The organism is Amycolatopsis sp. NPDC043885 (genome assembly GCF_056435685.1).
The window spans coordinates 232,382-258,199 of sequence record NZ_JBWKEA010000012.1; the positions used below are offsets into that span (position 1 = coordinate 232,382).

Sequence of the window (25,818 nt, forward strand, 5' to 3'; positions counted from 1 at the left end):
TACGTTCTGTTCTGCCGAACTTGGCTCTATGGGATCAAGGCGCGCCGCCGTCGGCGGCGCGCTGGTCACCTTGCGTACGCGTCTCGCCTGCGGGCGCACCTGGCCCGACACGGCGGGCTGCCGCTCCGCTCCGCCCACCGGCCGGGCGGTGCACCCGCTGAAGCCGTGGACAGGTGTTGCCGCCGCCAGCGGCGCGCAGGTACGCCAATGAGCACGTCGGCCTCCTCGCTGAGACATTCGTGCTCAGAGGTCGCGAACGGACCAACGGCTGTTACGCGAAGCCATCGCCCCGATGCCAGATCGTCACAACGGCCGTCACGCCGCGTCAAGGCGGGAAAGCGTGCCTTGACCCGACGCGACGGCCGCGTGGATGGCTTCGTATCGGGGGGATGGGGGAGGAGTGGGCGAGTGCCAGGCCGTCTCCAGGCCGTCAGACGTCGGGTAGGGGTGAGAACACGCGAGAAGTGCCCAGCCCTGTCCGCGCAGGTCAGCGGCCAAAAGCAGCGATCATGCCCACGTCAGAAAAGCCCCGGGCCCAAAAGATCAACATGTAACTGGCCTCGTGAGTGGTAAGGACGGTTCTAACCGTCCTTACCACTCACGAGCACCTGTACCGCACCGGCGGTCTCACGTGCTTGTTGGGACGACACGTGTGATCCGGCGGGCGACGTGCGTGACTGGATGGACGACGCGCGCGACGGGTGTTTCGCCGCGAGTCGTCCGCCTGAACACGCGTGTCGTCCCGTCAATCACGTGTGTCGTCCGTCCAATCACGCGAAACGGCCACCCGCGCACTCGCGAGACGCAGGCGACCAGCGTTGCGAAAGCCACAGCGCAACACCCGGGGCAGCAGGGACCAAGATCGGCCAGGTGGGTCGTGAGTGGCAATAAGGGTTAGAACCCGAATCGCCACTCACGACCCACCGGGCCCAGCGCCCACCGCAGCCCGCCTCCCGCAAGCAGCCGGCGAGCTAAAGCGTGTGGGTGGCGATCAGTTGCCCGATGGCGCGGATGTCCGAACCCCGGAACTCCAGCCGCACGTTCCCCAGCCCGCTGAACCAAAGGTCCAGCTCGGCATCGAGGTCGAAGGTGCCCGCGGTTTCGATCGAGAAGGCCTGGATCCTGTTGTACGGCAGCGAAGTGAAGTCCTTCTTCTTGCCCGTCATGCCCTGGACGTTCACCGCGATCAGCCGCTTGTTCGTGAACACCACGAAGTCGCGCACCGCCTTGAACGACGAGATGATCTCCTCGCCGGGGATGATGATCGGCTGCACCGTCGGCGCGATGTCCTTCGGCTTGCACGGCGTGAGTTTGAAGACGGTGTCCTTGGAGAAGTCAATCATGTAGTCCAACATACGGACGAACGCGACATCGGGACCCGTCCCCGGCTGCGTCCCTCATAATGCCGGGCAACAGGAGGAGGCACGATGAAGCGGCTCACGACGACGCACGAGAGCCTGGCGCTCGGCGTGCCGCCGTCGGCTCCCGGCGCGGTGTTCGCGCTCACGCTCGCGGGCGGCGTGTCCGTCGACCCCGGCGAAGGCGGCGAGATCACTTTCGGACGCAATCGGCCGCAGGTCGACGTCTGTGTGGGGGAAAACGACCTGCAGGTCAGCCGCAGGCACGGGCTGCTGAACTTCACCGACGGGCGATGGTGGGTCAGCAACACCGGCCAGCTGCCCATCCGCTTGCCGAATTCCCGCTGGCTGTCCCGCGGCGAGGAGCCGATCCCCCTGTCGGACGGCTATACACCGCTGTTCGTGCGCGGTTCGGGCAGGCGGGAGCACCTGCTCGAGTTGTACGTCGCGGGGCCCGAGGAAGGGCAGCCTGTCACTCGGCACGACGACGTCACCGTGCCGCCCCGCCGCTGGCGCCTCAGCGCGGAAGAACGCCTGGTCCTGGTCGTCTTCGGGCAACGGTATCTGCTGCACGACCTCAATCCGCAGCCGTTGTCCCGTCAGCAGACGGCCGAGGTGCTCGCCGAACTCCGGCCCGGCGAGACGTGGACCGCCCGCCGCGTCGAGCACGTCGTCATCGACGTCCGGGCGCGGCTGTCCGCCGGCGGCGTTTTCGGGCTGCGGCGCGAAGAAGTCGGCGAGCCGGTCGGCAACGCGTTGAACGACAACCTGTTGCGAGAGCTCGTGCTGTCCACGACCCTCGTCCCGCCGGATCTCGCCCTGCTCGAGGCGCTCGACTGAATATGTCCATAAAGGACAGTCAGCTCACGCCTTCCATCGCCGCCTTCGCGACGTCGCTTCCCCTGTCCGCCTCGCCCGCGACCTTCACCAGCGCCGCCGTCGCCTGATCCCGGCTCTCTTCGGCCTTCACGCGTCCCGCCGAGGCCGCGTTCACGCCGAAGAAGGCGCCCACCACGGTGCCGATCACCGTGCCCGCCGCGGTGATCACCGCCGTGACGTCGGAGGTGTTCGGGTACCGCCAGACCGCCGCGACCGCGATCACCGCGAGCGCGCTCAGCCCCGCCAGCACCGTCATGAATCCGTAGTTCTTGCTCATGGCCCGCTCCCTTCAGGCTCTTTGGCGGCTGCTTCGCCCGAACGGCGCCCATCGTTACGGCGAAAGGCCCGACTGTTATCCGCCGATGCCGAAATGTACGTCGTGCTCCGTGCCCGGCACTACGAATTCCAGGAGCCGTGTGCCCTCTTCGGCGATCGAATCCTGATCTCGCAACGGCTTCCGCGATTCGATCGTCAGGGTCGCCCCTTTGATCGCCCAAATGGCCAGGAATTCACCATCGACGAGCAGGGTGCCCCGTCGGCCGCCGTTACCCGGTGGCAAGGGCACGCGACGGCCATCGGGGATCACTCGGACGCGGTCGGCGTGGGAGAGCAGGACGTTGTCGTACTCGGGAAGAAACCGGGTCGGCGCCGGGGTTTCCGGGTCTGGCCGCGGGGCGTCGGGAAGGTCGAACAGTTCCTTTCCCTCGGTGTCGCGGAAGGTGATCAGCCGTGGCCGGAGTCGCTCGAAGACCTCCTTGAGCCTGGTGAGCCCCGACCAGACCTGCGCGTCGCGGACGGTCGCCGGGCCGAACGCGTTCAGGTAACGCAGCACCAGGTCGTCGAGGGAGATCCCGGACGTGACCGGCTCACCGACCCACTCTTCGAGCAAGGCGAACGCGGCCGGGCCGGTCTGGCCCCACAGGCCACGCGGGGTCACGTGCGCGAGCGGGAGCAGGCTGTTGACCGCGTACGCGAGAGTCTGCGGGTCGGCGTCGGGCCATCGAGGCGCCAGCGCGGTCCGGATTTCGGCGCGTGTGCGGGGCCGTTCGGCCAGCAGTGCCCGTCCGGCTTCGGCGATCGCGGCGAGGTCGAGTCCGGCGATCTCCCGCGAGTAGTGGCCGAGGAAACCGCGCTCGACCACTGATCTGACGGTCGGCCACAGGGCGAGGCCGTCTGCGGCCGTGACCAGGTGGACCGTGCCGCGCATCAGCGTCGACCGGACGACCTCGCGGGCGGCCAGCGGTTTCGCCAGCTCGTCCACCTGGAAATCCCGCAGTCGTGACCACAGCCCGACATAGGACGAGTCGGGGGCCTGCGCCTGGAGGCCGGCCAGCCGCTCGATCGCGGTCACGGCGGGCAGATCGGCGCGATCGAGCAGGAGCTGCCTGGCCAGTGTCGCGCGGTTGAGGGCCCGTGGGCTCAGCTGGTCCATGGTCAGACGCACTTTCGCAGGAAGGAACGGAGGTCTTCGGCGAACAGACCGGGGACCTCCATCGCCGGGAAGTGGCCGCCGGTGTCGTACTCGGACCAGTGTTCCACCGGGCCGTCCTGCAGGCTCCGGATCGTGGTGTCCCCGGCGAAGACGGCGATCCCACGCGGCGGACCGGCGGGCGCCTCGCCCCAGCCGCCTTGCGACATCTGCCGGTAGACCTCCATGCCTTCGTACACGGCGTGCGCGGAGGAGGCGCCCGCGCCGGTGAACCAGTACAGGCTGACCGCGGTCAGCAGGTGGTCGCGGTCGACGGCGTCGTCCGGCAGTTCCTTGGCCGGATCGGTCCATTCGGCGAACTTCTCCACGATCCAGGCGAGCTGGCCGGTGGGGGAGTCGTTCAGCGAATAGGCAAGCGTCTGCGGCCGGGTGGCCTGCAAGTGCAGGTAGCCGAGGCCGTCGGACTGGAACCGGTTGAAGCGTTCGCCGCGCTCGCGGTCCTTGTCGTCGAGGCCGTCCAGGTCGACCGCGGGTCCGAAGGGCATCCCCGCGCTCGTCCCGGTGAGGTGCACGCCGACCACACGGTGCGGGGCAATCATCGACAGGATGCCTGCGACCCCGGCGCCCGCGTCCGTGCCGTGGACGCCGAAGCGCTCGTAGCCGAGGCGGTCCATCAGCGTGGTCCATGCCTGGGCGACGCGGAACAGGTTGCCCCAGCCGGGGCCGCTCACCGGGTTCGAGAACCCGTAACCGGGCAGGGACGGGATGACCAGGTGGAACTCCTCGGTGAGCTCCTCGACGACCCGCCGGAATTCGAACGGCGAGCTGGGCCAGCCGTGCGTGAGGAGCACCGGCAGCGCGTCCGGGGCGGTCGAGCGGATGTGCAGGAAGTGGATGGTCTGGCCGTCGATCTCGGTGGTGAACTGCGGGAACTCGTTCAGCTCGGCTTCCTGGGCGCGCCAGTCGAAGCCGTCGGCCCAGTACTCGGCCAATCCCTTGAGGTAGGCGACCGGGACGCCTCTGCTCCAGTCGCCGGTGACCTCGCGGGGCCAGCGGGTGCGGTGCAGGCGGTCCTTGAGGTCGTCGAGTTCGGCCTGGTCGATGGCGATGCGGAAGGGCTTGATTTCGGTCATGGGGCTAGATTAGGAACGATTGCGGAAAGGTTCGTTCCGCGATTGCGGACAAGGTGGAATCCATGGCGGAAACTTCGGCGAGACTGCTGCGACTCCTGTCGTTGCTGCAGGCCAGGCGTAATTGGACGGGGCCGGAACTGGCGGACCGGCTCGACGTCACCACCAGGACCATCCGGAACGACATCGAGCGGCTTCGCGGCCTGGGCTATCCGGTCGACGCCACTCCCGGCGTCTCCGGTGGCTACAGCCTGGGCGCCGGCGCGGCGATGCCCCCACTGCTGCTCGACGACGAAGAGGCCGTCGCGGTGGCGATGGGCCTGCGCACGGCCGCGGGCGGCACGATCGCTGGGATCGAGGAGACGTCGGTGCGCGCGCTGGCGAAACTGGAGCAGGTGCTGCCGTCGCGGCTACGGCACCGAGTCGCGGCGCTGAATTCCGCGACGCTCGCGGTGCAGGGCGGAGGGCCCACGGTCGACGCCGAGGTGCTCGCGGCCATCGCTGCCGCCTGTCGTGACCGCGAGACCCTGCGCTTCGACTACGTGGGGCACAGCGGATCCGAGACACGAAGGCAGATCGAGCCGCACCGCGTCGTGCACATGAGCCGCCGGTGGTACCTCGTCGGCTGGGACGTCGACAAGCAGGACTGGCGCACGTTCCGCGCCGATCGGGTGCGGCCGCGGATGCCCAACGGCCGACGGTTCGAGGAACGCGAACCACCCGAAGGCGGCGTGGTCGCCTACCTCCAACGTGGCGTCGGCGCCGCGTTGTGGCGGCACCACGCGACGATCCGGCTGCACGCCCCGGCCGCCGAGGCCGCGGCGAAGGTGCCGCCCGCCGTCGTCGTCGAAGCCGTCGACGAGCGGACCTGCTTGCTCAAAGCCGGCGCGGACACGCTGGAGTACCTGGCGCTCTACCTGGGCCTGCTCGACACCGACTTCGAGGTCGTCGACTCCCCGGAATTCGCCGGGCACCTGCGCAAACTGATCGGCCGGTTCAGTCGTGCGGTGGATGCTTGACGTCGAAGACCAGTTCCGGGCGCTCCCAGGTGATCTTCGGCGGGCTGGGCGGTACGACGCCGACGCGGCGGGCGCCCATCCGCTCGTAGAACCCGGCCGCCGGCGGATGGGAGACGACGCGGAGCTCGGTCATGCCGAGGTCCGCGGCCTGCCCGAGCATGTGCTCGATCAGCCACGCGCCGATGCCCGTGCCCTGAGCCGAATCGGCGACGAACAGCAGGTCCAGCTCGGCCGGGTACTCGATCAGGCTGTAGAAGCCCACCACATCCCGCTGCGCGTGGGCGACGAACGCGGGATGGGTGGCGAGGTAGTCCTCCGTCACCTGGTAGTTCTCGAGGATCGACGCGTACTCCCCTTGGTAGGCGGCCGATTCGTGCATCAGCGCCGTCAGCCTGCCGGCGTCGGAAGCGCTTGCCCTGGAGATGCGGTAGCTCGTCACGAGCGCAGCTTAGAACTTCACACCGACAATTCTTGACCTCCAGCTATCTGGAGGTATGAGGCTGGGTTCCTACAGCAGGGACGAACTGGAGGTACAAGATGAAAGCGGCTGCGTTCACGGAAGCCGGTGGCCCGGAAGTGCTCCGGGTGCTGGAGCTGGAGGAGCCGCACGCCGGGGCGGGGGAAGTCCGGGTGCTGGTGAAGGCGGCGGGGGTGCAGCCGTACGACGCGGCCGTGCGGGCGGGATGGGAACCCGCGGGGCTCGAGCTGCGTTGGCCGCGTGTCCCCGGGAACGAGTTCGCCGGGGTCGTCGACGAGGTCGGTTCCGGGGTTACCGGCCTCGTCGCGGGGGCCGAGGTGCTCGGCTTCACCGCCGTGCAGGCATACGCCGAGTACATCGTGGTGCCCGCGGAGAACGTCACGCCGAAGCCGGCGGAGATGCCGTGGGAGGTCGCGGGCGGGTTCACGGCGGGGACCCAGACGGCGTATCTGGCGCTGGACGCCCTCCGGGTCGCCCGCGGCGAGACACTGCTGATCCACGGAGCGGCGGGCGCGGTGGGCACGGCCGCCGTCCAGCTCGCCGGGCTGCGCGGGGCGAAGGTGATCGGGACGGCGAGCGAGGCGAACCAGGACTACGTCCGTTCGCTCGGCGCCGAACCGGTGGTTTACGGCGACGGCCTCGCGGACCGGGTGCGTGGCCTCGCGCCGTCCGGCATCGACGCGGCGCTGGACGGCGCGGGCGGGGAAGCCTTCGACCTTTCCCTGGAGCTGGTCGGGAATCCGGACCGCGTGCTCACCCTGGTCGAGCACGGGCGCGCGCCCGAGGCCGGGGCGCGAGTGGTCACCGGGACGCGGTCGGCCGAGAGGCTGGGGATGCTGGCGTCGTCGTACGTCAAGGGGGAGTTGCGATTCCTCGTCCGGCGGACGTATCCGTTCACCGAAGCCGCGGCGGCGCACCGGGAGATCGAGACCGGGCACGGGCGGGGCAAGGTCGTGCTGACGTTCCCGTAGAGACCTCGTGAGTGGTAAGGACGGTTAGAGCCAACGGTGTCTTGCGTACCTACCGGCGGTGACTGCCGGTCGATCGCGGGTCCGTGAAGGCCTCCTTCCCTACGCTCAAGGTAGGGAAGGAGGCCTTCACGGACACCAGAACGCCGGCAACGGCACGTTAAGGCTGGTCCAGGTCCCCTCGTGAGTGTTTCGGGTCGCTAGAACGACCCGAAACACTCACGAGCCCCAAGATCCCCGCAGCTTCCTCACCACTCCGCGCACCACGAGCGGCGTCACGATCGCCACGAAGAGCACCAGCGCCGCCCAGCCCCCGAAGCCGCCGAACCCGCCTTCGTCGTAGGCCGCCGGTGCGGCTTCCCGCCAGTTCTTCGAGCCGCCGCCCGCCGATTCCTCGTCGGGGCTCGCCGTCGCGGTCGCGGTCTTGTCGCCGGTGGCCGGACCGTTGGCGGGCCCCGCCGACTTGCTCGGCCCACCCGCACCCGGCCCGGCCGCGGGTTTGCCGTTCGGGGCGATGATCCCGGCGGTCACCAGCGGGTCGGGCGGGCTGGTGGCGCCCGCGCCGAGACTGCCGCGGAAGGTCGGGTTGGCGCAGTTGCCCGCGTTCAGCTGTTTCGGTGGCTGCCCGGTGAGCCGCGCGTTGGAGTTCATGATCTCCTGCGACAGGTTCGGCGGCAGCGGCGAGTAGCCGATACGGGCCATGTTGATCTGGCCGTCGCAGGCCACGTGTTCGAGGAACGCGGTCATCGTGTCGGTCTTGCCCTGGTCGCCGTAGCCACCGCGGCAGGTGTCACGGCCGCTCGTACAGGGCATCATGATGTAGGAGTACGCCGAAATCGGGTAAGTCTTCGGGTCCGCGTTCGAGTAGACCTTGTCGAGTTTCTGGCTCAGGTCCGGGCGGAGTTCCGCGAACTTCAGCGCGGAGGCGATGTTCTCCGCGTAGGGCTGTGTGTACTGACCCGCGCCGTTCTGCACCCAAGCCGACGGCACGTTGTGGCGCTGCGCGTAGGCGAATTCGTCGTAGGCGATCGAGAACGGGATGGTCGCTTTGCCGATGGCCTGCGCGATCTGGTCCGAGTCTGCGAGCAGCCGGTACCAATCGGCGTCCGGTCCTCGTTCGGGCAGCTGGATCGGGCGCACCCCGGCGGGCAGGCTGCCCATCCCGTTGCCGACGTTGCGGGAGACGAAACGCTGGTAAGCGTCGGGTGCCGCGTGCGCGACGAAGTCGTAGAACAGTGCCGTCGTCCCGGATTGCCCGGTCCGCCCGACGAGGGTGATGGGCTGGTCCGGCAGCGACTTCCCGCCGTTGGTCGCGGTGATCGCCGGATCACTCCAGCGGGTGATGTCCCGGCTGAAGATCCGGCCGATCACCTCGCGCGTGAGGTGCAGGTAGTCGACCCGCTTGCCCGCCTGGTCGGTGACGTTGTACATGACCGCGACCGCGCCGGCGACGTCCGGAACGTACTGGTAGCCGCGGGTCTGCGCGGTCACGCCGCCACCGCCGGCCGCGAGGAGTGAGGAGACCTCGGCTTCGGTCCCGCCGAAGTCGACCGTCCGGTCGCCGTACTGGTTGACCCCGGCCGGCGAGTTGGTGGCCGAGTAGTTGACCGGGATACCCCGCGACGTCGCGCCGTTCTGCCAGTCGGTCATCGCCACACCGACGTAGCTGGACCCCGAGCCGGTGACCCTGCTGAGCGCCGCCGCGCCGGGCGCGCCCGCCACCGAGATCGAGAGCAGCAGCGCCGAGATCCCGGCCAAAGCGCCCACCCCGCGCAAGGCCGTCATCCGAACCGCCCGTTCACGTAGTCGAAGGTGCGTTCGTCCGACGGCGCGTTGAAGATCGTGTCGGTCGGACCGTGTTCGATCACCCGGCCCGGTTCGTTCTCGGCCGCGAGGAAGAACGCGCAGTGATCCGAAACCCGTTGGGCCTGCTGCATGTTGTGCGTGACGATCACGACGGTCACCTCGTGCCCGATCTCGGCGATCGTCTGCTCGATCCGCCGGGTGGAAGTCGGGTCGAGGGCGGAGCAGGGTTCGTCCATCAGGAGCACGTTCGGCTGGACCGCGAGCGAACGGGCGATGCAGAGCCGTTGCTGCTGCCCGCCGGACAGGGCGCCGCCGGGCGAGCTCAGCCGGTCGCGGACCTCACGCCACAGCCCGGCGCGTTCGAGACTCTGTTCCACGAGTGCGTTCTTGTCGTCGCATTTGACCCCGGCGAGTTTCAGCCCGGCGAGCACGTTGTCCCGGATGGACATCGCCGGGAACGGGTTCGGCTTCTGGAACACCATGCCGATGCGCAGCCGGACCTGCTGCGGCCGGGTTCCGTCGGCGTAGATGTCCTGGCCGTCCAGCAGGACTTCGCCGGTCAGTGACGCCGACGGGACGAGCTCGTGCATCCGGTTGAGAATGCGCAGGAAGGTCGACTTGCCGCAGCCCGACGGACCGATCAGCGCGGTCACCTCTTTGGCTGGCATCCGCAGCGACACGCCTTCGAGGACCAGCCGGTCGCCGAACCAGGCGCCGATCTCGCGCGACTCGAGTTCCGCCGCACCGGGCGGCGGGCCACCGGTCAAGGTGACCTGAGGCCTGCCGTCCACAGTGGACAAATCGATGGTGTCGGTCACCGGTTCTCCTTCGTTCTTTTCGCCTTGCGCTTCGACCGGTCGCGTCCGACGATCCTGGCGATCGCGAACAGGCCGAAGATGAGCAGGATCAGCACGAGCGCGCCGACGTAACCGCGCTGCTGGACGTTTTCCAGCGGCTGCTTGATGAAGCGGTAGATGAACAGCGGGATGCTCTCCTGTGGAGCGGAAAACGGGTTGGCGTTCATCGCGAGCGAGCCGAACGAGGTGAACAGCAGCGGTGCCGTTTCGCCCGCCACCCTGGCGATCCCGAGGATCACAGCGGTGGTGACGCCGGTGCGCGCGGTGGGCAGGACCACCGACCACACCGTCCTGGCCCGGCTCGCGCCGAGTGCCAGCGACGCCTCGCGCAGCCCGTCCGGGACCAGCCGGAGCACCACGTCCACGGTCCGCGTCACCGTCGGCAGCATGACCATCGTCAGCGCCAAGGTGGCCATCAAACCGTTGTAGCTGAACAGTCCCACCCCCGCCTGGATCCCGGGGATGATCAGCGCCGCGTAGATGAACAGACCGGCCACGATGGACGGGAGCCCGCTCATCGCGTCGACCATGATCCGCACCGGGCGGCGGAACCTCGACCGGGTCTCGTTCAGGAAGATCGCGGTGAGCACGCCCAGCGGAACGACGAACACCAGGGTCAGCGCGGTCTGCTGAAGGGTGCCGACGACCGCGTGCAGACCGCCGGTCGCGGTGACCGGATCGGTCGGCGCGACCGCGGACATGTCGTGGGTGAAGAAGCCGAGACGCAGGTACGGGGCGCCCTCGATCACGATGTAGGTCAGCAGGAACAGCAAGGGGACGAGCAGGGTGAGCGCCCCGGAGACCACGATCGTCGACACGAGCCGGTCCGACGCGGCCAGTTTGCCCAAGCGGTCGCGGGTGACGAGGTAGAGCATCGCCAGGTACAGCAGGTAGGCGACGATCAGATCCGCCAGCCGGCCGGGGGAATCCAGCAGCAGGTGCATGACGAACCAGGTGAGCAGCGTGGCCGACACCGCGCAGCCGAGCGCCGCCAGCCGGTCCTGCCGCGTGGTCTCCGACGGGCGCCGTTTGACGAGTTCGCGCGGGCCGGACGCGACCGGAGGAGTCAGTGTCGTGGTCATCAGGCATCCACTCCCGCACCCGACCGGCTCTTCGAGATGATCACCGACGCGGTGAAGTTCGTAGCGAGGGTGAAGACGAACAACACCAGGCCCGCCGCCATCAGCCCGGACAGCGAAAGGCCTGAGGCGCCGGAGTTGTTGGCGATGAACCCGGAGATGGTCGCGCCGCCGAACTGGAGGATGTGCTGCGTGATCTCCGGAACCTGGGGCAGCAGCAGGGAAACGGCGATCGTCTCGCCGAGCGCGCGGCCGAGCCCGAGCATCGAACCGCCGATGATGCCGCCCCGGCCGAAGGGCAGCATGACCGTTTTGACCATCCCCCACCGCGTACTGCCCAGAGCGAGCGCCGCTTCCTTTTCCCCGGGCGGAGTCTGCGCGAACACCTCACGGATCACCGAGGTCGTGATCGGGAGGACCATCAGGGACACCACCAGCCCGGCGATGAACATGGACTGGATGTACAGCGTGTTCTCTTTGGACGCGAACAACGGGAACCAGCCGAGGTTCTCGGTCAGCCACGTCGAAACCGGGACGATCTGCGGGCCGAGGAAGCTGAATCCCCACAGGCCGTACAACAGGCTGGGAATGGCGGCGAGCAGGTCGACGAGGCCGGTGAGGAAGCCGCGGATCCGGCCGCTGGAGTATTCGGTGATGAACAGCGCCGCGAGGATGCTCAGCGGCACGGCGACCAGGACCGCGATGAGCGCGACCACGATCGTCCCGTAGAGCAGGCCCAGGACACCGAGTACGCCGGAGGCCGGGTCGAACCGGATGGTGGTGAAGAACCCGAAACCGCTGTTGTCGAAGGCGGGCCCGGACCGGTAGATCAGGAAGAAGCCGATGACCAGGAGAATGCCCAGCATGGCCAGCCCGGCGCCGGTGGTGACCCGGCGGAACGCCCGGTCGGCCCGGGAAAGGACTTCGGTGATCGCCCGCCGCACCGGGGCTCCCGGTGAGGACGGGTCGGGCCGGGGTGGCGCGACGGTCACGAGCGGCCTTCCTTCGTATCGGTGGGCAAACGAGTTCAGGGCACACCACGTCGCCCCTCGATGCGGCCAGTATGTGGTGCCCGATACCGCGAAAGGTGTCCAAGCGGGGAACGCCCGACGGGGCGCGTGTGAATCTGTGCCGGGGCGGGTCCGGGGGCGGTTGACCCCGAACGGGCGACTCGGGGACGTTGGTTTCGGCGCGGCTCGTGATCGAGTCCCGCTCTCCGCCGTATGCCCGCGCACCTTGGGAGTCGTCCGTGTTCTTCGTCCGCGCAAGACAAGTCGGGATCTTGCTGATCTGCGGGGTGCTGATGGTCACGGGGGTGTCCGTCCCCGCGGCGCAGGCGCAAGCGCCGGCGAACCCGCCGTACACCCTCAAAACCGAGCCCGCCGATCTGTCGGCGGCCCGGAACGGCGACCCGGTGCGGATCACGGTGTCGGGATTGGCGAGCGGTGCGCAGGCGTCACTGAGAGTCTGCCCCAAGAGCTTGCCGGACAATCTGATCAAGGTCGCCGGTAAACCGCCTTGGGCGCGGGACAGCAGCGTCAGCGCGCGCGTCCGGGCCTACTGCGGAGAGCTGAAGGACGAATTCATCGCGAACGCGGCGCATATGGACAGTGCCACGGGCCGCCGGAGCAGCAGAACCGGCGACATCGTCATCGACACCCAGATCCCGCTCGGTTCCTCCACCCCGAAACCGATCGTCTGGGACCCGCTGTACACCACCTTCAACAAGAACGCCGAAGGCCAGCCGGACAAGCCGCCCACGGTTTCCTGGGCGGCCAATCCCGACGTCGTCGATCCGGCGACCGGTGCGAAGACCCGCAACAAGTATTCGTTCCGGTGCGACGAGAACAATCCCTGTTCGGTCGCGGTCACGATCACCGCGAAGAACGCGGACGGCGCGTTCGTGACCTGGATCGACAGCTCGATCGAGTTCACTCCGTCGCAGCAGGCGATCGGCGTCGAAGGCTGTAAGGGCGCCGGTCAGAACACGCTCAGCGCCAGCATGCCGGAGCGGCTGGGCCGCACCGCGGTCGCTTGGAACCAGGCGCTCTGCGCGCCCACCCAGGCCGAGCAGCCGGCGAACATCGTGAGCGAGACGGAAAACGCCGGTCTGACCGCGTTCGACAAGGGCACCTCGGATCTCGTGATCACCGGCAGCGGAAACGCGCTCGCCCCCCAGACCGTCCGGGACCGGCAGTACATCCCGGTCGGGATCAACGCGGCAGTCGTGGCCGCGGTCGGCTGGTCGCCGACCGACACCGACGACAACGGGAGTTCGCTCAACGCGAAGTTCACCGGCACCCTGCGGTTCACCCTCGACGAAGTGGCGAACATGGTCACCAAGGGGGGACAGCAACCCGATCTGGACGGCCGGGGCGGCATTTTCCGGAACGGTACCCCGCTGGTCGGCCGTAATCCGGGGCTCGCCGCCGTCACGCGGGAGAACGAGGCGAACGCGGCCAGCGCCAGGGCCGGCGCCGAGAGCCTGGATTTCTTCGGGGTGACCGGGGAATCCGGGCCGGGCACCGTGCCGCTCGCGCTGAGCAGGGTCCTCGCCGGGGCGGCGCCGGAGGCCTGGGTGTTCCCGAAGAAGGGGACCGAGTACTTCGGTGAGCTGAACGGGAAATCGCCAGGGGTGATCTCCGATCTCAACGCGCTCGATCCCGGTGCCCGCTCGCTGCACAACGTCGACGCGAAAACCGGTCAGCTCGCCGTGCGCAAGACGGTGCAGAACGGTGTCGTGGGAACGGGATTCGTCTGCACCGGCGGCTGCATGAGCTGGGTGATCACCGATCTCGCGACGGCGAGGGCCTATGGCTGGGCGCCGGTCGCGCTCCCGGACGGCAAGGGGAACTTCGTCGCGCCGACCAGGGAAAGCCTGCAGCTGGCCGCCGATTCGATGGAGGTCGGCGCGGACGGGACCGTGCAGCCGGGCACCGTGACCAAGGACGGCGCGTACCCGCTGACCTTCGTGGAATACCTGGCGGCACCGGTCAATCCGTTGATCGACGCGACCTGCAAGCCGATGACCGAAAAGCAGGCGCAGCTGAAGGCGGTCGCCGAACTGGCGAGCGGCTACGGCCAGTCGCTGCTCCCACCGGGGATGACCCCGTTGAGCCCTGGCCTGGCGGCCACCGTTCCCGCGCGAGTGGCCAAGATCGGCACCGGGACGGTCCAAGACGCCTGTCAGGAAAGGGAAGAAGCGAAGAATCCGCCACCGGCGGGCGGGAACGGTGCCACGACGGCCGCCAATTCCTCGTTGACCGGTCCCAGCGGGGGAACGGGTTCGCCTGCGGGGACGTCGGCGACGGCGGCCGCCTCCGGTCCCGCCGCCGCGGCCGCGCCGACGCCGGAAAGCGTGCTGGCGGCCAAGAATCTCGCCGAGTCGATCGACATCCCGAAGTTCCCGGGGGCGGGCGTGCTGGGTGCGTTGATTCCCTTGGTGGCGTTGGTGATCCTGGCGACGTTGCCGTCCGCGACGGCGTACGTCGCCGCCGGACGCCCGGTGCCGAGGTGGCTGGTCGTCGCCTTGGCCGAGATCGGGGCCGCGTTCGCGATGCTTTTCGGTCTCCTGCGGCGTAAATCGGCCGGAGGGACGGCGTGAGCACCTCCGTCGAAGAACCGGAAACCCGCTTCCTGAGTTTCGGTCCGGGATGGATCGGCACCGTCCTCGCCGCTTGGCTGGTCACCACCTTGGTGGCGCTGGCCCTGGTCGTCTACGCGCTGGGGCCGATGCTCCAGGCGAGCGACCAGCGGAAGGCACTGGGCGAGATCCGCGGTGAGATCGGCCTGGCGCTGGGGGCCGGCCAAAGCCTCTTCGGTGCCGCTCCGCCCACCGAACCGGTCGAGTTCGGCAAGCCGGTCGCCGTGCTGGAGATTCCCGCGCTGAAACTGCGGCAGGTCGTCGTCGAAGGCGCGTCGAGCGGGGAAACCGCGTCCGGGCCGGGCCACGTGCCGGGGACCGCCGGTCCCGGGCAGCCGGGCAACGCCGCGATCGTGGCGCGCAACGCGGGTTACGGCGGTCCGTTCGGTTCGCTGGAGGCACTGGGGCCCGGTGACGAAATCGTCGTCGCGACGACTCAGGGCAAATCCGTCTACCGCGTGACCGAGAAGGCCACGCGCCCGCTCGACGAGGGTGCCGACTACGGCAAGACCCAGAACGATCGGCTGACCTTGGTGACCTCCGCGTCCTGGTGGCCGCTGGCCTCGCAGGAAGCGACCGTGGTGACCGCGGTCCTGGAGGGCAGGCCGTTCCGGCCCACCCCGCAGAACGGCAAGGCGGACGCGCAGGACGGGCGGACCGGCGACGGCGACGCGTGGGCCGGGCTGGTGCTGGCCTTCGGCGGATTCGTGGCGGCGGCGGCCGGGGCGACCTTCCTCTACCGCCGGTGGCGGCCGGTTTCCACCTACGTCATCACCGGGCCGGTGCTGCTCACTCTGGCGTCGCTGGCGGCTTTGGCACTTTGGCGACTGTTTCCGGCTTGGGCTTAAGAGCGATTTCGGTCTTTTCGGACCGAAATCGGTCTCACCATGTGGCGCTTCCCCCGATACCGACTTTGGTCGGTGGACTCCTCACTGATCGCTCTTTAGATTCTCCCCATTGCACCCGGTCAGGGTAATTCATTCGGGCGACCGAAGGAATTCCTGTCACGGGCTGTGCCGGTGAAAAACAGGGAGAGAGTTCGATGAGCAGATTCAGCCGGGTGGTCACATGCTCGGTTCCGGTCGCGGTCGGTGCTTTGCTGCTGTCGACCGCGGTTTCCAGTGCCCAGCCGTCGGAAGAGGTGCGCACCCAGGCCGGGATCAGCGCACTGCAGAGCATCAAGAAGAGCCTCACCCCGGCCGAGCGCAAGCAGTCGAGCCAGCTCGTCGTCGAGAAGCGCCTCCGCGCCGACAAGGGCCTGGCCGGCAAGCTGCCCGAGTACCGGACCGGGCTGGGCGTCAGTGACGCCGGCACGGTCGCGGTGGACATCAAGGGCGCCGGACAGTCCCTGGTGGACGCCGTCAAGGCGGCGGGCGGCACCGTCCGCTACGCCTCACCCGCCGGAGCGATCCGCGCCGATCTCCCCCTGACCGCGGTGGACGCGATCGCCGGACGCGGTGACGTCGCCGAGGTCAAGGCCGCTTCCCAAGCCATGACCTGGAACGAATCCGCACCGCAGGACCGGCGGCAGGCCGCGGCCAAGAAGACCGCCGCCGCGCTGCAGGTCGCCGAGGGTGACAAGGCGCACGGCAACGACACCGCCCGGACCAAATACGGCGTCACCGGCGCGGGCCAGAAGGTCTGCGTGCTCTCGGACGGCATCAAGTCGCTCCAGGCGTCGCAGACCGCCGGCGAGCTCCCCGCCGTCGACGTCCTCCCCGGCCAGGCGGGCAGCGGTGACGAGGGCACCGCGATGCTGGAGATCATCCACGACATGGCGCCCGGCGCCGCGCTCGGTTTCGCGACCGCCTTCACCAGCGAGCAGAGCTTCGCCGACAACATCCGCGCCCTGCGCGCCACCGGCAAGTGCACGATCATCGTCGACGACGTCTCCTACTTCGACGAGTCGCCGTTCCAGGACGGCCCGGTCGCGCAGGCCGTCAACGACGTGACCGCGGACGGCGCGCTCTACTTCTCCTCCGCGGGGAACTCGGGCAACCTGACCGACGGCACCAGCGGCTACTACGAGGGTGACTTCCGCGGTTCCGGCAGCAAGATCTCCGGGATCACCGGGACGCCGCACGACTTCGACCCGAGCGCCACGACCCAGCTGTACAACGCGCTTTCGCCGAACTCCGTCGGCCGCTACGTCACCCTGTTCTGGTCCGACCCGTGGGGCAAGGCCACCAGCGACTACGACCTGTTCGTCCTGAACTCGTCCGGTGCGGTCGTCGCCTCCAGCGAGGGCGCGCAGAACGGCACCCAGAACCCGTACGAGATCGCCCAGGTCCCGGCCAGCGGCTCGGGCTTCAAGGTCGCCGTGGTCAAGTACAGCGGCGCCGACCGGTTCATCGCGCTCAACGTGATCCGCGGCCGCTTCGTCGCCTCCGGTGACCTGAAAGCCTTCAGCACCAACGGTGTCACCTCCGGCCACTCGGCGGCCGTCAACGCCTTCAGTGTCGCGGCCGCCCCGGCCGCCGGTGCCTTCGGCCGCGCGCTCGAAGCCGGTGACCCGGCGAACCCGGCCGGTCCGTACCCGGGTCTGTTCACCGCCGCCAGCAAGTGGGAACGGTTCACCTCGGACGGTCGCCGTCACCAGTTCTACCACCCGGACGGCTCGGTGATCACCCCCGGCAACGTGTCCTCGACCGGTGGCGCGACGCGGAACAAGCCGGACATCACCGCGGCCGACGGCGTCGCGACCTCGGTGAGCGGCTTCCAGCCGTTCTTCGGGACCTCGGCCGCCGCGCCGAGCGCCGCCGCCATCGCCGCGCTGCTGAAGCAGGGCAAGCCGACCGCGACCCAGGCGGAGATCAGGAACGCGCTCGTGTCGACCGCGATCGACCTCGGTGCCCCGGGCTTCGACCCGGTCACCGGCGCGGGCGTGATCATGACCGACCCGGCGCTCGCCGCACTGGGCGTCGCCCCCAAGTAGTCCCGTTGCGCGTGAAGGCCCCCTTCCCTCGGCTCAGCAGAGGGAAGGGGGCCTTCACGCGCTAGGAGGGTCAGGACTTGACGCAGGACAGGCCGTTCGGGCCCGAGACGGTCAGGAAGCCGTACCGCTTGATGGTGGTGGCGAGCTGGCCACCACACAGCGGGCTGGCGGTCGCGGCGGTGTCACCGGCGGCGAAGCCGACGGCGCGCTGGGCCTGGTCGTAGCTCGGCGTGCGGGTGTCGAGCACGTGGTAGACGCTGCGCGAACCCAGGAACGCCGTGGTGAAGGCCGGGGTGTAGTTGCCCGCCGAACCGGCGACCGGGGACCCGTTGAAGCCGGCGCCGGTCAGCGGGTTCACGGTGAAGCCCGCGCGCTTGTCCGCGGTCACCGCGTTGCCCTGGGCGATCCACTGCGCGATGGAGAACGGGGCGATCGCGTTGGCACGGTCGGCGGCGAGGATCGAGTTGCCGTCGTGCTCCTGGAACCGCTTGATGGTGACCGGCTTGGTGGTGGGGTCGAAGCCGAGGACGGTGGTGGTGAAGAAGCTCAGTGTGCCGGAGCCGGTCTGGGGCAGGTAGACGACGATGGCGGCGTTGGCGCCACCGACCTGGTTCCAGTTGGTGATGGAGCCGTCGTAGATACCGCGCAGCTGCGCCAGCGTGAGGGACAGGCCCGCGCCCGAGCCGGTCGCCGAGGACGACCAGGTGACACCGTCGGTGGCGAAAGCGTAGTACTCGAACGACGCGGGGTCGGACGAGCCGCGGGGCGACGACGACCGCGCGATGTCGATCTTGCCGTCGCCCGCGTCGCCGGAGGCCTTGAGCGCGGCCTTGCCCTGGGACGAGCCGTTCGGCGGCAGGGTGGTCGTGGTGTTGTAGACGACCTCGTCGGCGTACAGGTCACCGGGAACGGTGAAGGTGCCGCCCGGCGCGAGCAGCGGCGGGATGTTGACGTGGTTGTCCGGGTCGGTGTTCCAGGCGGCGCCGTTGGCGTTGGCCAGGATCGCGCCGGTGATGTCGACGGTGGTGTCCGAGCCCGCCGCGGCCAGGACGTCTTCGAGGCCGTTGGCCGGGGCGACCGCCGAGGCGGTGCCGGTCAGGGTGAGGCAGGCACACGCGGCGATCGCGGTGGCGCCGAGAAACCGAGTGGTACGAGCACGCATCTTGTTTGCACTCTTTCTCTAGTCCCCAAGTCGTCACGGGATTCCGTGACTTGCCACAATCCTCGCTCCGCAACACTGTCCGGCGACGGTGCTTCGCGTTCCCGCCCGACGTCCTGGTGGTTAATCTCCGGGGAACGCACTTTCCGTGAGCGGTCGTCACGGAGAACGATTCGGTGAAATACCGCCGGAATCGCGACGGTATTTCCGGCGCCAATCGGCGATGGTCTCGATGCCTTCGCCGATGGACGCCTCGGTGGTGGCCGAGCGGAATCGGTCGAGGCCGCGTTGCGCCTCGATACGCCGCCCGTAGGCATGGCTGGCGATCGCGACGATGCGGTCTTCCCGATGCAGGCGCCAGCGCCAGCGTCCCCCGCTGAGATGACTGAAATCGCTGGTCAGCTCGGAAACATGGGCGCTGAGCCAGGCGATCGCGGCGAGGCATTCCTCGGCTCGCGGATAGTCGTCGGGCGCCGAACCCAGCGACACGTTGTTGCCGCCGAGCAGCCGCCATCGGATGGTCTGTTCGCCGGTCTGGACCAGCTGGAAGCGCGGATTCTTCTTCACTGTCCACCACTCCGGCGACGAAGTGAACGGTGTGAATTCCCCCTGGGCACATCCGGTGAATCGCCTCGACGCGGTGAAGGGGTTACCGATTTTCGTGAAGGCGCGACGGCCGACGGGTGAACGTTTTCCGCCGACGGCGGCGCGCTAGCCTGAACGGACGCGGGTAATCGGAAAACAATCACCGAGCCGGATCGGTCCGGCACGGTCTGCGAGGAGGTTCGATGGGCAACGGCAGGACCGCGGTCGTCACCGGGGCGGGTTCCGGGCTCGGCAGGGAGATCTCCCGCGCGTTACTCGGCGCCGGTTACCGGGTCGCCCTCGCCGGCCGCCGCGCGGACGCGCTGGTCGAGACCGCCGACGGCGACACGAACGCGCTTCCCGTACCCACCGACGTCGCCGACCCGGAGTCCGTCGCCGCGTTGTTCGAGACCGTCCGTGCGGAATGGGGGCGGCTGGATCTCCTGGTGAACAACGCGGGTGTTTCGGTGGGCGGGACCGTCGACGAACTGTCCTTCACGGACTGGAAACGCGCCGTCGACACCAACCTGACCGGGATGTTCCTGTGCGCGCAGCAGGCCGTGCGGCTGATGAAGGCGCAGGACCCGCGCGGCGGGCGGATCATCAACAACGGTTCGATCTCCGCGCACGCCCCGCGCCCCGCGTCCGTCGCCTACACCGCGACGAAACACGCGGTGACCGGGCTGACGAAGTCGATCTCCCTCGACGGGCGGGCCTGGAACGTCGCTTGTGGACAGATCGACATCGGCAACGCCGCCACCGAGATGACCCTGCGGATGGCCGACGGGATCCCGCAGGCCGACGGCAGCGTCAAGGCCGAGCCGACCTTCGACGCCCGGCACGTCGCGGACGCCGTGCTGTACATGGCCGGGCTGCCGCTGGGCGCGAACGTCCAGTTCCTGACCGTCACGGCGACCGCGATGCCGTACATCGGGCGGGGTTAGCGTCAAGCCTCGTGAGTGGTAAGGACGGTTATAGAGGGGTAAGGCAAACGTGGCGTGCCGGAGTCGGCGGCAGGAGCGGGACTCGCCGACGAGACACCTTCCTGACTGTCCATAAGGGACGTTTTCCGAGGTGTCAGTGCCCGAGTTGAGCGATTCGTGCGGTTTGGCGAGGGGGTCGTGAGTGGCAAAGAGGGTTATTGAGGGGTGAGGCAAACGTGTCGGGTGCGGTGGGCGGTCCGCTCATGGCCGCCTTCGATCGTGTCGCGAAAGCCACGTCGACGGCGTAGCGAAGGGCCCCTTCCCTACCTTCAGAGTAGGCAAGGAGGCCTTCACCACCACCCGGGTCGATCACTTTGAACTGACGGTGCGAAAGTGGCTTTCGCAACACGCCACATTTGCCTTACTCCTCAATAGAAACCCTACTTGCCACTCACGACCCCCTTGGCAAACCGGACATATGCCCTTTGGGTCGACATTTCGTCGCTGAAAAGCGTCCCTTGTGGACACTGGGAGCGCGGTCGACTCCTGTCGGCCAGTTCAGAACCACGCCGCGAAGGCCTCCTCTCTGCCCTTGACCCAGCGAAGGGGTCTTTCATCGCAGAGGCTCTATCACGCCCACAATTGACTTACCGCTCAATAGAACCGTCCTAGCCGCTCACGAGAGCGTCAGGGGATCACCTTCGCCTTCCGGAACTCGTCGAACAGCCGGAAGAACATCGCCGAGGTCTCGGTGTATTCGTGGAAACCGGCCCGCCGGGCCTTCGAGCCGTCCGCGAACATGTCGTAGTCCCAGCCGAACACGAAGTCCGCGAACGCCCACGACGACGAAACGGCGCTGTACGGCACGTCGAGGCCGTACTTCGCGGCGATCGACGTCCAGAGTTCTTCCTTGTCCGCCATGACGACGTCCAGCGACATCGGCAGCGGCGGCGCCACCTCCAGGTCGAAGTACCGCGCGATCCGCGGCCAGAGGTCGCTCCATCGGAACAGGTCTCCGTTCGCGATGTTGTACGCCTCGTTCTCCGAACCGGTGGCCCACACGGTGGCCTTCGCCAGCAGCCCGGCGTCGGTCATCTCCAGGAGGCTGTCGTACGCGCCGGGTTTGCCGGGGAAGCGCAGCGGCAGGCCGAGTTCCTTCGAGATCGACGCGTAGACCGCGATGGCCAGCGCGAGGTTCATCGGGTTGCCCAGCGCGGTGCCGCCGACCACCGACGGCCGGATCGCCGACCACGTCCAGGATTTCCCGGCCTGCCGCTTCTCCAGGAACTCCTGCTGGTCCACATTGAACTCGGGCGGCATATGCCCGGCGTCGTCTTCGCGCGCCGGGGTCTTGAACGGGCCGAGGTGGGCGCCGTAGACCTTGTAGCCCTGCATGAGGCTGATGTGGCGCAGTCCGGGCGCGACGGGCTCGATCGCGTCGACGAGGTTGGTCAGCATCGCCAGGTTCGGCGCGACCAGTTCGGCCCAGGTCGGCTTGTCGACATAGGCCGCGTAGAACACGTGCGTGACGTCGTCCAGGCCGCCGAGCTTCGCGCGAGTGTCGTCCGCGTCGAGCAGGTCGACCGCGATCTGGCCCGGGCCGCCGCGGCGCGACAGGCCGATGACATGCCAGCCGGACAGGGTCTCCAGGTGTTCGATCAGGTTCTTGCCGATGACCCCGTTGGCCCCGGCGACCAGGGCGACCTTGCGTTCTTCGTTCATGTCTTCAAGCCTGGACCCGCCGCAGAGATAAGTCCAAGGCATAGATATCACCGCTCCGATAAACTCTCTTCATGACAAGCTTGCGGCAACTCGAGTACCTGGTGACCGTCGTCGACACCGGCTCGTTCACCAAGGCCGCCGAGTTGCTGCACGTGACGCAGCCCGCGCTGTCGCATCAGGTGCGCGCGCTGGAGAAGGGCGTCGGCGGCCCGCTGCTCGAACGGCTGCCGCGCAGCGTCCGGCTCACCCCGATGGGCCGCGCCATGCTGCCGCACGCCCGCGCCACCCTCGCCGACGCCGAACGCGCGCGGTGCGCGGCCCGGCAGGCGTCCGGGCTGGAGGCCGGGGAACTCCAGATCGCGACGGTCTACTCGGTCGGCATCGGGGTCCTGCCCGCGGCGTTGCGGGTCTGGCGCCGGGAGCGGCCGGAGGTCGACGTGCGGCTGGTGGAGTTCCGGCACGCGGACGAGCTCCGGGAGGCCATGGCGGCGGGGGAGGCCGACGTCGCGGTCGGCCCGGTCCCGCGGGCTTGGGAGGGGCCGGTCCGCGAAATCGGTGCCGAGGAGTTCGTCGTGGTCCTGCCGATCGACGGGCCGCGCGAGGACGACGGCACCGGCGTCGTCGATCTGGCTACCCTCGCCGACTGCGCGTGGGTGCACTACGCGCCGGGCAACGGCCTCGCCGACCTCGTCGACCAGGCGTGCGCCGCGGCGGGGTTCCAGCCGAGGGCGGCGGTCCGGACCGAACAGAGCGCGGCGGCCCCGGTACTCGCGGCGGCGGGGCTCGGTCCCGCGCTGGTCCCGGCCAACGTCCTGCCCGCAGGCTTCCACGGCCGCGTCCTGCGGCCCGAACCGGCGATCCGGCGCACGCTCGCCGCCTATTGCCGCGGCACGCCCGACCCGCTGACCTCGGCCTTCATCGACGTCGTCGCGGGCGAGTGCACGCTCGGGTCACCGCACGGAGGCGCCTGACAGGTCCACCCCGCCGAACGCCGTCGCCTTGACGTCGCCCACCCTGTCCGCCCAAACGGCGTGCCCGTGCCCGGACCACAGTGGCACGACCGGGAGATCCCGGAGCAACTGGTTCTCCACCAGCCGGTAGACCTCGCCGCTCTCGCCTGCTTCGATCTCCTCGGCCGATTTCAGCAGGTCGGCGAACCCGTCGCTCTGATATCCGGTCGCCTTCGCGAGCTCGGCCAGCACCTCCTGCGGGCTCGGCGTCATCAGGGCCACGTCGATCGCGAACGGTCCCTGTCCGGGCTCCGCGGCGAGCGGGACGCCGACCGCCGCGCCGACCTGCTCCGCGAGCGGACGCAGCCAGCTCGCCTGCGACTGTCCGAAGTGGACGGATGTGGCCGGGAACTCCGCCTGGGACAGCAGGGATTTTCCGGCCTCGGCGTCGAACGTGCAGGGACGGCAGGTGCTGCTGCGCTCACCCGGCGCGACGGCGGGCGGCAGCAGCGATTTCGCCGGGTCCACCTGCTTGCCGAGGACGCCGGCCTCCAGCGCCGCGCGGTCGATCCCGAGCGCGAAGCCGTGCCGGACGGTCGCGTCGGAGAAGTGCTGTGCGGTCAGGGGAAACCCGAGGTAGGCGACGGTGGGCAGGGCCCACATCACGTGCCGCCGCGCGAAATCGGCGTGCATGGCTTCGTGGCGATCGCCGGGGACGAAGGTGGAGAGGTCGAGTTTCCCGGCCTTGACCTCGTCGTACTGCGCCGCCGCGTCGCCGGTCTTGAGTTCGATCACGCGCGCCTTGCCCGGCGCGTCCGCCACGCGGATCAGTTTGCCGCCCGACGGCTGCCACGGGCCGTCCAGCCGGAACGGCCCGTTGCCGACGGGACGCTGCGCGAAACCGGTCCAATCACGGGAAGTCAGTGCCGACGCGGGCAACGGGACCAGCGCGGGCGAGGAGAGCAGGGCGGGAACCTGACCGGACGCCCGGTCGAGCACGAGCCGGATGGTCAGCGGATCCGGTGCGGTGATCTCCTTGGCCCGCAAGAGATCCTTGATCACCCGCGACGCCTGCCACTGTTCCGCGCCGATCGTCTTCCAGGTGTCCACATAGGACTGCGCCGTCACCGGGGTGCCATCGTGGAACGTCCCGCCGTCCTTGAGCTTCACCGTCCACGTGATCCGATCGGAGCTGGTGAACGCTTCGGCCGCCCGCGGTGTCGACCTCCCCGTCGCCGGGTCGTAATCGGCCAGCGGTGTCCACAGCGCGCCGGCGAGCATCCGCCCGGACTGGTCGCGGACGTCCGCGGGCAGCAGGGTCGCCGGGGCGGCCAGGCCCACGCGAAGAACGTCCGGTGCGGGCGGTTCGCCGGATTCCGAGCAGCCCGCCGCGACCAGGGCGGCGGCCAGGAGTGGGACCAGAAGACGCAAGCGCATGAGGATGTCATAGCAGTCCCGCGCCGAGCAGTCCCACAGACCAATGGCGGTTGTGCGGGCAAAGTGGCGATCATAAGGTGCAGGGACCAGCCTGGGAGGTTTCTGTGCGAGGAAACTGGTTGCTCCGTTCGTGCTTGGCGCTCGCCACGGTCACCGCGACCCTGATCGCCACCGGTCTGCCCGCGGCGGCCTGCGGCGAGGAGGACAAACCGGCCGGCGAGAAGGTCCGGGTCGCGGGTGCCCCCGGCGCGGTGAAGAACGTCAAGGCCGTCGGCAACGTGCCCGACGCGCAAGGCGCCATCGCCATGGGGTTCCTGCAGTACGGCAACCGTGACGTCATGGCGGTTTCCGGCGAGTTCGGCCTGAAGGTCTACGACCTCACGAAGAACCCCACCGCACCGAAGCTGATCGGTGAAGTCAGCCTTCCCGGTCTGTGGGAGACCGAGGACACCGAGGTCGACGTCAAGCGCAAGCTCGTCTTCCTCGCGCGCGACCCGCGGGCCTACGGCGGTACCACGCAGACCGGCGAGTCCGGTATCTACATCATCGACCTGAAGAACCCGGACAAACCGGCCATCCTCAGCTATACCAAGGTGCCCGCCGGCCACACGACCAGCTGCGTCGACGACTGCCGGTATCTGTGGACCGGCGGTCCCGCGAAGGCCGCGAACCAGCCCGCGGAGTGGGGCGGCCGCCCGATCTGGGTGACCGACATCCGCGACCCGCGCAACCCCAAGACGTTCCCGAACCCGATCGAACTCGCGCGCAACGACGGCAAGACCGACTACGTGCACGACGTCCAGGTCGACGCCGAGGGCGTGGCGTGGGTGTCCGGACGAGGCGGCGTCCGCGGTTACTGGACCAACGGCTACCACCGCGATCCCGTGCGGGGGAAGGTCCGCCGCGCGACCGCGTTCGACCCGGTGCCCTACGCGGGCGGCGGGATCGAGGAGACGGCGGCGCCGTCGAAGTTCATGCACAACAGCTTCCACCCGGCGGGACACCGCTCGGCCGACGGCGCCGAATCGAACCGCTGGCACGGCCGAGACCTGATCTATGCCACCGAAGAAAGCTTCCTCGACGGCTGCGCCGGTGACGGCGTGCTGACGATCTCGTCGCTGAAGAACTCGTACAACGGCGAGGGCTGGCGCTCGACGCCGGAGAAGCCGTTCCGCCTCGAGTCCGTCGGCACCTGGAGCGTCGCCGGGCAGGAAGGCAGCGACCCGGCGTCGGGTGACTGCTCCGCGCACTACTTCGACATCCGCGGCAAGGTCCTCGTGCAGTCGTTCTATGCGCAGGGCACGCGATTCCTCGACGTCAGCGACCCGACCGACCCGAAGCAGATCGCCTACTTCCGCCCGGCGGACGCCAGCGCGTGGGCGCCCTACTGGCACAAGGGTTACGTCTATGTCGCCGACAACACTCGCGGAATCGACATCCTGAAGCTCACCGCCTGAGGGA

At 68.8% G+C, this 25,818-nt stretch carries 23 protein-coding genes; 10 read left to right on the forward strand and 13 right to left on the reverse strand.

What is annotated here, in order from left to right:
• The first annotated feature begins 28 nt into the window (after nt 1-28).
• Nucleotides 29-211: a hypothetical protein gene (locus AC069I_RS29890; protein ID WP_478266908.1), complete on the forward strand. Its 183-nt coding sequence runs from the start codon at nt 29-31 to the stop codon at nt 209-211.
• A 760-nt stretch (nt 212-971) separates the two neighbouring features.
• On the opposite strand, the gene AC069I_RS29895 is transcribed toward AC069I_RS29890, so the two are convergent.
• Nucleotides 972-1,343 carry a PH domain-containing protein gene (locus AC069I_RS29895; protein ID WP_026467493.1) on the reverse strand — a complete coding sequence of 124 codons (372 nt, stop codon included), beginning with the start codon at nt 1,341-1,343 and terminating at the stop codon, nt 972-974.
• Nucleotides 1,344-1,427: 84 nt separating this feature from the next.
• Between AC069I_RS29895 and AC069I_RS29900 the strand changes: the two genes are divergently transcribed.
• Nucleotides 1,428-2,198 carry an FHA domain-containing protein gene (locus tag AC069I_RS29900; protein WP_478266909.1) on the forward strand — a complete coding sequence of 257 codons (771 nt, stop codon included), beginning with the start codon at nt 1,428-1,430 and terminating at the stop codon, nt 2,196-2,198.
• A gap of 19 nt (nt 2,199-2,217) precedes the next feature.
• Here AC069I_RS29900 and AC069I_RS29905 read toward each other — a convergent pair whose 3' ends face one another.
• The 3 genes from AC069I_RS29905 to AC069I_RS29915 all read right to left on the reverse strand — a co-directional run bounded on the left by AC069I_RS29905 (nt 2,218) and on the right by AC069I_RS29915 (nt 4,799).
• Nucleotides 2,218-2,514, reverse strand: coding sequence for a hypothetical protein (locus tag AC069I_RS29905; protein WP_340686479.1), 297 nt, complete (start codon nt 2,512-2,514; stop codon nt 2,218-2,220).
• Nucleotides 2,515-2,589: 75 nt separating this feature from the next.
• Nucleotides 2,590-3,669: a winged helix DNA-binding domain-containing protein gene (locus AC069I_RS29910; RefSeq protein ID WP_478266910.1), complete on the reverse strand. Its 1,080-nt coding sequence runs from the start codon at nt 3,667-3,669 to the stop codon at nt 2,590-2,592.
• A 2-nt stretch (nt 3,670-3,671) separates the two neighbouring features.
• Nucleotides 3,672-4,799: an epoxide hydrolase family protein gene (locus AC069I_RS29915; protein WP_478226447.1), complete on the reverse strand. Its 1,128-nt coding sequence runs from the start codon at nt 4,797-4,799 to the stop codon at nt 3,672-3,674.
• 62 nt (nt 4,800-4,861) lie between these two features.
• Between AC069I_RS29915 and AC069I_RS29920 the strand changes: the two genes are divergently transcribed.
• On the forward strand, nt 4,862-5,815 hold the full coding sequence (locus tag AC069I_RS29920) for a helix-turn-helix transcriptional regulator (RefSeq protein WP_478266911.1): 954 nt from the start codon (nt 4,862-4,864) through the stop codon (nt 5,813-5,815).
• Here the strand turns inward: AC069I_RS29920 and AC069I_RS29925 are convergent.
• Nucleotides 5,793-6,254 carry a GNAT family N-acetyltransferase gene (locus tag AC069I_RS29925; RefSeq protein WP_340686475.1) on the reverse strand — a complete coding sequence of 154 codons (462 nt, stop codon included), beginning with the start codon at nt 6,252-6,254 and terminating at the stop codon, nt 5,793-5,795. The two genes, AC069I_RS29920 and AC069I_RS29925, sit on opposite strands and share 23 nt — an antisense overlap.
• A 98-nt stretch (nt 6,255-6,352) precedes the next feature.
• Here AC069I_RS29925 and AC069I_RS29930 point away from each other — a divergent pair, with 98 nt between their 5' ends.
• Nucleotides 6,353-7,264 (forward strand): NADP-dependent oxidoreductase, encoded by a 912-nt coding sequence (locus AC069I_RS29930; protein ID WP_478266912.1) that lies wholly within the window; start codon nt 6,353-6,355, stop codon nt 7,262-7,264.
• 216 nt (nt 7,265-7,480) lie between these two features.
• Here the strand turns inward: AC069I_RS29930 and AC069I_RS29935 are convergent, their stop codons facing one another.
• The 4 genes from AC069I_RS29935 to pstC are packed head-to-tail and all read right to left on the reverse strand — an operon-like array spanning nt 7,481 to nt 11,995.
• Nucleotides 7,481-9,046, reverse strand: coding sequence for a substrate-binding domain-containing protein (locus AC069I_RS29935; protein ID WP_478266913.1), 1,566 nt, complete (start codon nt 9,044-9,046; stop codon nt 7,481-7,483).
• The gene (locus tag AC069I_RS29940; RefSeq protein ID WP_378440308.1) at nt 9,043-9,858 is read right to left on the reverse strand and encodes a phosphate ABC transporter ATP-binding protein; all 816 of its coding nucleotides are present in this window, start codon (nt 9,856-9,858) and stop codon (nt 9,043-9,045) included. The genes AC069I_RS29935 and AC069I_RS29940 overlap by 4 nt, the downstream gene beginning before the upstream one ends.
• A gap of 23 nt (nt 9,859-9,881) precedes the next feature.
• The gene (pstA, locus tag AC069I_RS29945) at nt 9,882-11,006 is read right to left on the reverse strand and encodes a phosphate ABC transporter permease PstA (protein WP_478266914.1); all 1,125 of its coding nucleotides are present in this window, start codon (nt 11,004-11,006) and stop codon (nt 9,882-9,884) included.
• A complete protein-coding gene (pstC, locus tag AC069I_RS29950) occupies nt 11,006-11,995 on the reverse strand; it encodes a phosphate ABC transporter permease subunit PstC (RefSeq protein WP_478266915.1) in 990 nt (329 codons plus the stop codon). Before pstC ends, pstA begins: the two co-directional genes overlap by 1 nt.
• A gap of 257 nt (nt 11,996-12,252) precedes the next feature.
• Between pstC and AC069I_RS29955 the strand changes: the two genes are divergently transcribed.
• The 3 genes from AC069I_RS29955 (at nt 12,253) to AC069I_RS29965 (ending at nt 17,581) form a co-directional block, all read left to right on the forward strand.
• The gene (locus tag AC069I_RS29955; protein ID WP_478226440.1) at nt 12,253-14,607 is read left to right on the forward strand and encodes a hypothetical protein; all 2,355 of its coding nucleotides are present in this window, start codon (nt 12,253-12,255) and stop codon (nt 14,605-14,607) included.
• Nucleotides 14,604-15,494 (forward strand): sortase, encoded by an 891-nt coding sequence (locus tag AC069I_RS29960; protein ID WP_478226439.1) that lies wholly within the window; start codon nt 14,604-14,606, stop codon nt 15,492-15,494. Before AC069I_RS29955 ends, AC069I_RS29960 begins: the two co-directional genes overlap by 4 nt.
• Nucleotides 15,495-15,688: 194 nt before the next feature.
• Nucleotides 15,689-17,581 carry a S8 family peptidase gene (locus tag AC069I_RS29965; protein ID WP_478235661.1) on the forward strand — a complete coding sequence of 631 codons (1,893 nt, stop codon included), beginning with the start codon at nt 15,689-15,691 and terminating at the stop codon, nt 17,579-17,581.
• A 70-nt stretch (nt 17,582-17,651) separates the two neighbouring features.
• On the opposite strand, the gene AC069I_RS29970 is transcribed toward AC069I_RS29965, so the two are convergent.
• Together AC069I_RS29970 and AC069I_RS29975 are read right to left on the reverse strand one after the other, a co-directional pair.
• Nucleotides 17,652-18,743, reverse strand: a complete 1,092-nt coding sequence (locus tag AC069I_RS29970; RefSeq protein ID WP_478226437.1) for a substrate-binding domain-containing protein — start codon at nt 18,741-18,743, stop codon at nt 17,652-17,654.
• 156 nt (nt 18,744-18,899) lie between these two features.
• Nucleotides 18,900-19,307, reverse strand: coding sequence for a YegP family protein (locus tag AC069I_RS29975; RefSeq protein WP_478226436.1), 408 nt, complete (start codon nt 19,305-19,307; stop codon nt 18,900-18,902).
• A 221-nt stretch (nt 19,308-19,528) separates the two neighbouring features.
• Between AC069I_RS29975 and AC069I_RS29980 the strand changes: the two genes are divergently transcribed.
• The gene (locus AC069I_RS29980; RefSeq protein ID WP_478266916.1) at nt 19,529-20,269 is read left to right on the forward strand and encodes an SDR family oxidoreductase; all 741 of its coding nucleotides are present in this window, start codon (nt 19,529-19,531) and stop codon (nt 20,267-20,269) included.
• A 666-nt stretch (nt 20,270-20,935) separates the two neighbouring features.
• On the opposite strand, the gene AC069I_RS29985 is transcribed toward AC069I_RS29980, so the two are convergent.
• Nucleotides 20,936-21,970, reverse strand: coding sequence for an SDR family oxidoreductase (locus AC069I_RS29985; RefSeq protein WP_478266917.1), 1,035 nt, complete (start codon nt 21,968-21,970; stop codon nt 20,936-20,938).
• Between the two features lie 71 nt (nt 21,971-22,041).
• Here AC069I_RS29985 and AC069I_RS29990 point away from each other — a divergent pair, with 71 nt between their 5' ends.
• The gene (locus AC069I_RS29990; RefSeq protein ID WP_478266918.1) at nt 22,042-22,941 is read left to right on the forward strand and encodes a LysR family transcriptional regulator; all 900 of its coding nucleotides are present in this window, start codon (nt 22,042-22,044) and stop codon (nt 22,939-22,941) included.
• Here AC069I_RS29990 and AC069I_RS29995 read toward each other — a convergent pair.
• Complete coding sequence (locus tag AC069I_RS29995) at nt 22,921-24,357, reverse strand: peptide ABC transporter substrate-binding protein (RefSeq protein ID WP_478266919.1); 1,437 nt, start codon at nt 24,355-24,357, stop codon at nt 22,921-22,923. The genes AC069I_RS29990 and AC069I_RS29995 overlap by 21 nt on opposite strands.
• Before the next feature lie 119 nt (nt 24,358-24,476).
• On the opposite strand from AC069I_RS29995, the gene AC069I_RS30000 reads away from it, so the two are divergent.
• Nucleotides 24,477-25,814, forward strand: coding sequence for an LVIVD repeat-containing protein (locus AC069I_RS30000; protein ID WP_478266927.1), 1,338 nt, complete (start codon nt 24,477-24,479; stop codon nt 25,812-25,814).
• Nucleotides 25,815-25,818 lie beyond the last annotated feature (4 nt).